Below are 9,810 nucleotides of genomic sequence, written 5' to 3' on the forward strand. Positions count from 1 at the left end.
TGGCAACTGAACACGCCGACACTGATACGATAATACATGACTACTTCACCCGCATCGCATGACCGTAAAACACCTGCTCACGAACAACATTGAGAATTCGAAGCCCACTCAATAGGGGGAACTACGGACTAGTCGGCGCACTCGGCTATGCGACGGTGTCGAACTACGTGAGCCGGCGCACGATCATGCTGACCGCGGTGCTCACCCTCGGTGCCGCGACGGCCGTCATCGCACTCCTGCCGCCGTTGCCGGTCATCCTGGTGTGCTGCGCGGTGATCGGGCTGGTCTACGGGCCGATCCAGCCCATCTACAACTACGTGATGCAAACCCGGGCGCCGCACTATCTGCGCGGCCGGGTGGTCGGAGTGATGACGTCGCTGGCCTTTGCCGCCGGCCCGTTGGGATTACTGCTGGCCGGCCCGTTGACCGATGCCGCCGGACTGAATGTGACGTTCTTGGCGTTGGCGCTGCCGATCTTGCTGACCGGACTGGTGTGCACCCGGCTCCCATCGCTTCGGGAACTGGACCGCGCGCCCGAAGAGATGCCTCGGCAAAGTTCGCCGGTGTAGCCGGTCAGCTGCCGAGGATGCGGCGCTTCTGCTGCTCGAATTCCGCGTCGGTGAGCATGCCGCGCTCTTTGAGCGCGGCCAATCTTTCCAACCTGTCGATCGGGTCCGAGCTCTGCGGTGGCGCGCTGGACCAGACCACATTGACCGCCTGGTCCTGCATCTCGATGCCCCGGCGCATCATCTCTTCCCGCAACGCGTCCGGGTCGGCCATGGCTTGGCGGATGATGTCGCCAAGGGGCCTCCCCATCACCCGAGCGTCGGCCAGGTCGGCTTGAGCCGCGGTGACGGCGTCCATGGCCACGTCGGCTGTTGCCCGCTGGTGGTCCAGTTCGATTCGGTTGTGGTCTTTCGGGTCATAGATCACCGCCAGTCGCATTCCGGGCCGCGGCCTGGTCGACTCCGGGAACGCCGCCGTCAGGTTTGCCTCGAACGACGGCTCGGTTTCCGGTGTGACCCGCAGCCGCAGCGTCCAATGAACCTCGGTGTTACTGACCGGGTTCGGGTTGGCGATGGTGATCGAGATGATCGACTGCTCAGCGCTCAACACATCGGCAGACGCGCGAACGCCGACTTTGCCGAGTTTCCTTCGTCCAAACAACCGACACCAACTCTGCCCGAACCCGTCCCAGGACCGCTTCACTGTACAGCGACCGCCCGTAGGATCGGTTCGGTGAACGCCGTCGACGCCCTGAATGCACCGGCGCTGGCAAGCTTGATCGCCGCGCTACCCGACGGGATGGTGGTCACCGACCCCGCGGTGACCGACGGCTACCGTCACGACCGCGCTTTGGATCCGTCGGCGGGCAAGCCGCTTGCCGTGGTCCGGCCGCGCCGCACCGACGAGGTGCAGACCGTCCTGCGTTGGGCCACCGCCAACCGGGTACCGGTGGTCACCCGCGGAGCCGGCACCGGATTGTCGGGCGGGGCCACCGCTTTGGACAACGGAATCGTGCTGTCGACGGAGAAGATGCGCGACATCAGTATTGACCCGGTCACCCGGACCGCGGTATGCCAGCCCGGCCTGTTCAATGCCGAGGTGAAGCAGGCCGCCGCCGAACACGGCCTGTGGTATCCGCCGGACCCGTCGTCGTTCGAAATCTGCAGCATCGGCGGCAATATCGCCACCAACGCCGGCGGCTTGTGCTGTGTGAAGTACGGCGTCACCACCGACTATGTGCTGGGCATGCAGGTGGTCTTGGCCGACGGCACCGCGGTCCGGTTGGGCGGGCCCCGCTTGAAAGATGTGGCCGGGCTATCGCTGACCAAGCTGTTCGTCGGCAGCGAAGGCACGCTCGGCGTCATCACCGAAGTGACGTTGCGGCTGCTGCCCGCGCAGCATGCGTCCAGCATCGTGGTGGCCAGCTTTGCCTCGGTGGAGTCGGCCGTCGACGCGGTGCTCGGCGTCACCGCGCGGCTTCGCCCGTCAATGCTGGAGTTCATGGATTCGGTGGCCATCAACGCCGTCGAGGACACCATGCGCATGGACTTGGATCGCGGCGCGGCGGCCATGCTGGTCGCCGGCTCAGACGAGCGCGGCGGCGCCGGCGCCGAAGACGCCGCGGTCATGGCCGGCGTCTTCACCGACAACGGTGCCACAGAAGTGTTTTCGACCGACGACCCGGACGAGGGCGAGGCGTTTGTCGCCGCTCGCCGATTCTGCATCCCGGCGGTGGAGGCCAAGGGATCGCTGTTGCTGGAAGACGTCGGGGTGCCCTTGCCCGCGCTGGGCTCATTGGTCAGCGGGATTGCCCGGATCGCCGACGAACGCGAGCTGATGATCTCGGTGATCGCCCATGCCGGCGATGGCAACACCCATCCGCTGCTCGTCTATGACCCCGCAGACGTCGCAATGGTCGAGCGCGCCCAGCTCGCGTACGGCGAAATCATGGACCTGGCCGTCGGGCTGGGCGGCACAATCACCGGCGAACACGGTGTCGGCCGGCTGAAGCGGCCGTGGCTGGCGGGTTACCTCGGGCCTGACGCGATGGATCTCAACCGGCGCATCAAGCAGGCATTGGACCCGCTGGGCATCCTCAACCCCGGCAGTGGGATCTGATCGGTCGCAGTCTCGGCGCCGAGTGTGCAGTGACGGCGTCGAGCGTGCGGCCAGGGCGTCGAGTGTGCGCCCCGGGCGAGCCCAAGGCCCGCGGCGGCGCCAGGGCCTCACTTTGGAATCCCTGGACACACACTCGACGCCGCACTGTTGACATATAGCCGATAGCTGTCGTATCACTGAGACATGACCGCTGTAGTGTCTCATGATGCTCCGCCGGTGTTTCAGCTCGTCACCGCTGAAACATGGGCCAATCCCTGGCCGATGTACCGGGCACTGCGAGACCATGACCCGGTCCACCACGTCGTCCCGCCCGGAAGCCCGGACCAGGACTACTACGTGCTGTCCCGGCATGCCGACGTCTGGGCAGCGGCCCGCGACCATCAGACGTTCTCCTCCGCACAGGGGCTCACGGTCAACTACGGTGAGCTGGAGTTGATCGGGCTGCAAGACAACCCGCCGATGGTGATGCAGGACCCGCCGGTGCACACCGAGTTTCGCAAGCTGGTATCGCGCGGTTTCACTCCACGCCAAGTCGAGGCGGTAGAGCCCAAGGTGAAAGAGTTCGTCGTCGAGCGCATCGAGAGGCTGCGCGCCAACGGCGGCGGCGACATTGCCGCCGAGCTGTTCAAACCCCTGCCGTCGATGGTGGTCGCGCACTATCTCGGGGTGCCCGAAGAGGATCGGGCCCAGTTCGACGGCTGGACCCAAGCCATCGTCGCGGCCAACACCGCCGAAGGCGGCATCGCGGGCGCACTGGAAACGGTCGGCGATGCGGTCGGCTCGATGATGGCCTACTTCACCGGATTGATCGAGCGCCGCCGAAGCGAACCCGGGGACGACACGATTTCACACCTGGTCGCCGCCGGGGTCGGGGCAGACGGCGACATCGCCGGCACGCTTTCGATACTTGCCTTCACGTTCACCATGGTCACCGGTGGCAACGACACCGTCACCGGAATGCTTGGCGGGTCGATGCCGTTGCTTCAGCAGCGGCCCGATCAGCGGCGGTTGCTGGTGGACCAACCAGAACGCATACCCGATGCAATCGAGGAACTACTGCGGCTCACCTCGCCCGTACAGGGCTTGGCCCGCACCGTGACCAATGACGTGACGATCGCCGACACCACCGTCCCGGCTGGCCGCAAGGTATTGCTGCTGTACGGCTCGGCCAATCGCGACGAGCGCCAATACGGCTCGGACGCAGGTGAACTCGACGTCACCCGTTGCCCGCGCAACATCTTGACCTTCAGTCATGGTGCCCACCATTGCCTGGGTGCGGCCGCGGCGCGGATGCAGTCACGGGTCGCCCTGACCGAACTGCTGCTCCGCTGCCCGCACTTCGAGATCGACGAGGCCGCAATCGTGTGGTCCGGGGGCAGCTACGTCCGCCGGCCGTTGTCGGTGCCGTTTCGGGTGAAGTCGTAATGGCCGGAACCGATTGGCTGGCCGCGCGCCGCACCGAGGTGGCCGCAGACCGCATCCTCGACGCCGCCGCGCAGCTCTACACTGAGCGCGACCCGGCCTCGATCGGCATGAACGAGATCGCCAGGGCCGCAGGATGTTCCCGCGCGACGCTGTACAGGTACTTCGACAGCCGCGAGGCGTTGCGGACTGCCTATGTGCACCGCGAGACCAGGCGGCTCGGTCGTGAAATCATGCAGCAGATCAGCGGGGTCGAGGATCCGAAAGAACGGCTCGTCGCGAGCATCGCCGCTACCTTGCGGATGGTGCGCGAGAGCCCCGCGCTGGCGGCGTGGTTTGCCGCGACCCGTCCGCCGATCGGCGGCGAGATTGCCGGACAGTCGGAGGTGATTACCGCGCTGGCCGCTGCGTTCCTGCAGTCGCTCGGCTCCGGTGAGGGCGCCGCCGTCGAACGGCGGGCCCGTTGGGCGGTGCGCGTGATCATCTCGCTGCTGACGTTCCCGGGACGAGACGAAGCCGACGAGCGGGCCATGATCGAAGATTTCGTCGTCCCCGTCGTGGCCCCGGTATCGGCCTCCCCATAGTCACTGCCCGACGTCATGATGCGGCTGCCGGGCGTTCGCGCCCCCAGATGACCATCGAGCTTCCCGCAGCAACCCGCCACTTCCGCCGGTACTGACGCCCCGGTTTGGGGTGGGCCCGGGGTCGACCCGAGCCGCTTCGCCGGTCAGGCCATCCAATAGGCTTGTGCCTTAATGGATTTGCGCGGAATGCCGAAGTCCTCACGCAGTGCCTTGGCGACCGAGCGGGTGGTGCGGGTGCTGCTGGCAACCCAGCCGAAGTGATCGCCCGCGTCGAACGCCGCCCCGCGCACCGTCTCGAGCAGCGCGTTGCCGTCGTCCTTGCGATCCACCCAGGTGACGTCGTCGGTGCGGGCGACCGGCAGCGATTTGTCCTCGTCGTAGCCGGCCTCGAGAAACACTTGCGCCGGCGCGTCGCCGATCGATCCGAGCAAGGAGTTGATCGCCGGCAGTGATGCGGTGTCGCCGACGATGACGTAGCCGCCGGGTGGCGGATCTGGGATGGCGAACTTGCTGCCCAGCACCGTCGCCTCGATGGTGTCGCCGGGTTGCGCGTTGCGTGCCCAGTCCGACGCGATGCCCTCATGCAGGGCGAACTCGACGTCGAATGCACCCGCAGCCGGATCGGGGTCGACCAGCGTGTAACCACGCTGGTGCGACTTGTCGCCATCGGAGAACCACATCCGGATCCACATGGTCGGATGCACGACATGTTCACCCAACATCCCGCCGTCGTCGAAGCTCAACCGCAGGTAATGGGGGCTGATCTCGCGCCAGCCGGTCACCGTCAGCCGGTAGTCCCCGGCCCGCATGAGCTTCAGCACCGCACCCTGCCAGCCCCGTGATGCCTTGTGTTCGGTCATGAGTCGTCTTTGTTCCTTCGTCGCATTCGCATCAATTTAGGGCAGGGTAACCTAAAACGCTGAACGACCGGACGGCGCCGACACCTACGACTTGACTCGGGTAAACCGGTGCAGTAGCCATGCCACCGGGATGGTCGCCACCATCGTCGCGATGAAGAGGTTCAGCATCGATCCGGTGTATACCCGGTAGCGGACCACGTGAACCATGGCGAATTCCATGGTCACCAGGTGGACCAGGAAGATCTCGTAGGAGATCTCACCAAGCCACACCATCGGTCGGCTGGCCAGCAGCCGCGAGTACCAGCCCCGATCGCCAAGGGCCAGCGGTGCCACCGCCAGCGTTGCGATCACGGCGTAGAAGCACGCCTTGACCACTGCCTCGGTCACCGCCGACGGCGAGGTCGTGGGCGCGCCGGCGATCGGCGTGGAGGCGATGAAATAGCAGACGACGGCCAACGGCAGCGCGGCAAACGCGTAGCAGCGCACGCCCATCGCCTGCAAGACGGTCAGCATCATGCCGCCGAGAAACCAGGCCAGGTAACTGGGCAACCAGAGGCGAGCGCCGTCGGGAAACAAGCCAACGGTGTGTATCAGGACCAACCAGAGCGGTGTGATGGTCGCCATTCCCGCCAGCGCCCCGACCATCAACCTGGGCTGCCAGCGCCGCCGGCTGACCAGCACGAGGAGCACGTAGGCCAGGAATGGCAGGGCCACGTAGAAGGCTGCCTCCACCGCCAGGCTCCACATCTGGGTCAGCCCCTGATGGAGATAGGAACCGAGATAGCCATCGGTGTAGATCTGGGTCAACGTCAGGTTGCGCACCAGCCCCGTCCAGCTGTGTCCGGGGTTGGGCCCGGCGGTGCGGAAGTGGTAGATCATGTAGGCGATCAGCACGACGACGACGTAGGCCGGCATGATCCGCCGGACCCGATGCCAGGCATAGCGGCTCAGCGAAGGTGGCGGGCCGTCGGTGGCGGCGGAGCGCACCCAGGGACGGAACAACAGGTAACCGGACAGCACGAAGAAGATCGGCACACCGATCTCCATCCGGGACGACACCAGACCCCAATAGCCGTGGGTGTACTTGCCGGTGGTGTAAGCCGCATGGGTGCCGACCACCAAAAGGGCGGCGACTGACCGGATTCCGGTCAGCGACGCGACGCGGTCCACGTGTGAGATCTGCTCGAGTCCGCCTTGGTCGTCCTCGGCCTTGGACAGGGTCATCCGACCCGTTTCCGGTGTGGCTTGCCACTGTCGGAGCGGCGCGCCTTGCCGGCCGGCCGGTCCGGCCGCAGGTCGATCAACACGCCCGAGATCCGGGTGTGCTCGAGCTTTTTGAGGGCCGCGCGCGGCAGCTTGGCGGGCAGCTCTACCAGCGAGAAGTCCGCCCCGATGGCGATGTGGCCGAAATCGCTGCGATGCAACCCTCCTTCGTTGGCGATCGCACCGACGATTGCGCCCGGACCGATCTTGTGACGCTTGCCGACTGAGATCCGGTACGTGCTAAGCGCCGGGCCGTTCCCGCGCTTTTCGGGCCGTTCGGCGCGCTGGCCGCTTGCGGGCTTCTTGGTCTCGCTGCGCCGCTCGGGTGGTGGTTCGGGTCCCAGCAGGAATGCCTCGCCGTCTCGCGACTGCAATGCCAACGCTGCGGCGATGTCGGCCATCGGCACATCGTGCTCGCGTTCGTAGTCCTCGACCAGCTTGCGGAACAGCTCGACGCCAGGTTTTGCGAGCGCGCCGGTGATCGAATCGGAGAACCTAGCCACCCGCTGGGCGTTGACGTCCTCGACGGTGGGCAGCTCGGCCTCGGTCATCGTTTGCCGGGTGGCTTTTTCGATCGCCTTGAGCAGGTGGCGTTCGCGCGGGGAGACGAACAACAGCGCGGCTCCGGAGCGGCCGGCCCGGCCGGTGCGGCCGATGCGGTGCACGTAGGACTCGGTGTCGTGCGGGATGTCGTAGTTGAGCACATGCGATATGCGTTCGACGTCGAGTCCGCGGGCCGCCACGTCGGTGGCGACCAGGATGTCGATGCCTTTGGGGCCGCCTTCCCGCAGCGCCGTGATGGTCCGCTCCCGCTGCTGCTGCGGAATATCGCCGTTGATGGCCGCCGCGGAAAAGCCTCGGGCCCTTAGCTTTTCGGCAACCTCCTCGGTCGCCTGCTTGGTGCGGACGAACACGATCATCGCCTCGAAGGGCTCGACCTCGAGGACTCGGGTGAGGGCGTCCATCTTGCGCGGACCGGCTACCTGGATATAGCGCTGCGAAATGTTCTCCGCCGTGGCTGTTTTCGCTTTGGACGTGACTTCCAGGGGGTCGTGCAGGTACTTGGTGGTGATCTTGCGGATCGCCGGGGGCATGGTCGCCGAAAACAGGGCCACCTGTTTGTATTCCGGGGTGTCGGACAGGATGCGCTCGACGTCCTCGGCGAAACCCATCGCCAGCATCTCGTCGGCCTCGTCGAGCACCAGGTAGTCCACCCGGGACAGGTCCAGCGTCCCGCGCTCCAGGTGGTCGATGACGCGACCGGGCGTGCCGACGATGATCTGCGCGCCGCGCCTCAGCCCGGCCAGCTGCACGGCATACGACGACCCGCCGTAGATCGGCAGCACGTTGAGCTTGGGTAGATACGCCCCGTAGCGGCTGAACGCCTCGGCGACCTGCAGTGCCAGCTCCCGGGTGGGCGCCAGAATCAGCGCCTGGGTCGCCGTGCTGGTGACGTCGATTTTGGACAGGATCGGGATCGCGAATGCGGCGGTCTTGCCGGTGCCGGTCTGCGCCAGCCCCACCACGTCGGAACCGGCCATCAGCGCCGGAATCGTCGCGGCCTGGATGGCCGTCGGCGACTCGTAGCCGACGGCAGCGATCGCCCGCAGGACCGAGGGGTGGATCTGCAGGTCGACGAAGGTGTCGGGAGGGGTGACGGGCATGTTGTCCGGGGTGACCATTTCACACGGAGTTTAGCCGGGATCCACCGCTATGCCGTACGGCACGGTAGCCGATCGGCTGCCGAGGGGAATGGCGGCGGTGATTCGATATCTCGACGATGAATTCGGGTCTTCACAGATGCCCTCGGCAATCGACGGCACCTTACGAACTTGCGCCAGGAACACGGCAACCAAGGCCGCACAGTAGACAATCACGCTGACAGCGATCCCTGTCGGCGGGAGCAGCGAGCGTTTGCTGCTCCCGCCGCAGCCCGTCACGGGTCTTGTGTCCTGCTACGGAGCCTGGCTTCGGCGCGTCGTGGCCCAGCTGCTCGGGAAGGGTCATCTAGCAATCGCCAACTCCTTCAAGGACCGAGGCGATTCACGGAAGGCCATAACGGGCCAGAGCACGGAAGATATTCTGCGGAACGATCTCGACATGCAGTTCGGTCAATTTGTCACTGATGACGATCCGTACAAGCCCGGCAAGATGGTTGTGACGCTTCGCAACAAGAGCAGTAAGAGCGCATCCTTCAGCGTCGACGTTGAAGCCTTGGATGCCAACGGAAATCGCATCGCAGACGATACCGCTTTCGTCGAGGCGCTTGCGCCGGGTCAAGCCACCCGGAAGGACATGTTCGTCTTCGTTACCAGCGATAAATTCGACACGATGAAGAAAGCGACCTTCAAGGTCGTCGAGGCGTCGAAGTACCCGCCGATGCCGCCACCGGTCAAGTAGGCAGTCGCAGATTGTGGCTCGATGCAATGCTTTTCGCGGCAGTCATTCGGCATATCGGTATTCCGTGTCGGCCCGTCGGACACGACACCGCGTCGCTGACGCGGACAGGAAGTACACCGACCTTGCTCACGATTGACGACTACGGTTAACCGCGGAGCGAGACATGCGGGTTTGCCGCTCGTCAGCTGATCGACAAACACACGAAACATGTGGGCTTGCAGCATGATTTCCGGTATGCAGTCCCGCGGGCCAACAGCGGGCTCGACGAGAAGCGACGACCGGGACCGCGGCAAGAATGGCTATGTCCACGTGGCGCGCGGACCTTCGGCTCACCAGTCCCACCAGTCACTGCAGCCACCCGAGGCAACAGGGTGTGTCTTTTTGCCCGGCTTCGAGCGACAAATCGTGCTGCCGCACATTCGCTTCGGAGATAGTCGCTGGTAGCCGGGCAAACCGACAACACCGTCTCCGCCAGTGACGCCTGTGGCATATGCCTCAAAATTTCATGCGGGTGTAGGTGACGCCGTGATGTGGGGCCGGCGACGCTTGTTGATCTTGATTTCGTGGTGCCGGGTAGGTTTCGGCGCCGCGTGTCGTGCGGTGACGCCGGGTTCCAGGTCCCGGTGGGGTTCGCTCCTTCCTGGGGTAGTCGCGAC

At 65.4% G+C, this 9,810-nt stretch carries 8 protein-coding genes and 1 pseudogene; 5 read left to right on the top strand and 4 right to left on the bottom strand.

Annotated features, from left to right (window positions below; all coding sequences use genetic code 11):
• Window positions 1–125: 125 nt before the first annotated feature.
• Window positions 126–569 (top strand): annotated as a pseudogene (locus EET03_RS19870) (MFS transporter); the annotation flags it as partial.
• Window positions 570–573: 4 nt separating this feature from the next.
• On the opposite strand, the gene EET03_RS31790 reads toward EET03_RS19870, so the two are convergent.
• Complete coding sequence (locus tag EET03_RS31790) at window positions 574–1,167, bottom strand: SHOCT domain-containing protein (protein WP_244232449.1); 594 nt, start codon at window positions 1,165–1,167, stop codon at window positions 574–576.
• Between the two features lie 90 nt (window positions 1,168–1,257).
• Between EET03_RS31790 and EET03_RS19880 the strand changes: the two genes are divergently transcribed.
• The 3 genes from EET03_RS19880 to EET03_RS19890 all read left to right on the top strand — a co-directional run bounded on the left by EET03_RS19880 (window position 1,258) and on the right by EET03_RS19890 (window position 4,631).
• Window positions 1,258–2,625, top strand: a complete 1,368-nt coding sequence (locus tag EET03_RS19880) for an FAD-binding oxidoreductase (RefSeq protein WP_075541658.1) — start codon at window positions 1,258–1,260, stop codon at window positions 2,623–2,625.
• Window positions 2,626–2,808: 183 nt separating this feature from the next.
• Entirely contained in the window at window positions 2,809–4,050 is a 1,242-nt protein-coding gene (locus EET03_RS19885; RefSeq protein WP_075541656.1) for a cytochrome P450, read from the top strand.
• Window positions 4,050–4,631, top strand: a complete 582-nt coding sequence (locus tag EET03_RS19890; RefSeq protein WP_075541655.1) for a TetR/AcrR family transcriptional regulator — start codon at window positions 4,050–4,052, stop codon at window positions 4,629–4,631. The genes EET03_RS19885 and EET03_RS19890 overlap by 1 nt, the downstream gene beginning before the upstream one ends.
• Before the next feature lie 143 nt (window positions 4,632–4,774).
• Here EET03_RS19890 and EET03_RS19895 read toward each other — a convergent pair whose 3' ends face one another.
• The 3 genes from EET03_RS19895 to EET03_RS19905 all read right to left on the bottom strand — a co-directional run bounded on the left by EET03_RS19895 (window position 4,775) and on the right by EET03_RS19905 (window position 8,436).
• Window positions 4,775–5,491 (bottom strand): siderophore-interacting protein, encoded by a 717-nt coding sequence (locus EET03_RS19895; protein WP_075541654.1) that lies wholly within the window; start codon window positions 5,489–5,491, stop codon window positions 4,775–4,777.
• Window positions 5,492–5,575: 84 nt separating this feature from the next.
• Window positions 5,576–6,715, bottom strand: coding sequence for an acyltransferase family protein (locus tag EET03_RS19900; RefSeq protein ID WP_075541653.1), 1,140 nt, complete (start codon window positions 6,713–6,715; stop codon window positions 5,576–5,578).
• Complete coding sequence (locus EET03_RS19905) at window positions 6,712–8,436, bottom strand: DEAD/DEAH box helicase (RefSeq protein WP_075541652.1); 1,725 nt, start codon at window positions 8,434–8,436, stop codon at window positions 6,712–6,714. The genes EET03_RS19900 and EET03_RS19905 overlap by 4 nt, the downstream gene beginning before the upstream one ends.
• A gap of 298 nt (window positions 8,437–8,734) precedes the next feature.
• On the opposite strand from EET03_RS19905, the gene EET03_RS19915 reads away from it, so the two are divergent.
• On the top strand, window positions 8,735–9,154 hold the full coding sequence (locus EET03_RS19915; RefSeq protein ID WP_075541650.1) for an FxLYD domain-containing protein: 420 nt from the start codon (window positions 8,735–8,737) through the stop codon (window positions 9,152–9,154).
• Window positions 9,155–9,810 lie beyond the last annotated feature (656 nt).

Source organism: Mycobacterium innocens (genome assembly GCF_900566055.1).
In the GTDB taxonomy this organism is placed as follows: domain Bacteria; phylum Actinomycetota; class Actinomycetes; order Mycobacteriales; family Mycobacteriaceae; genus Mycobacterium; species Mycobacterium innocens.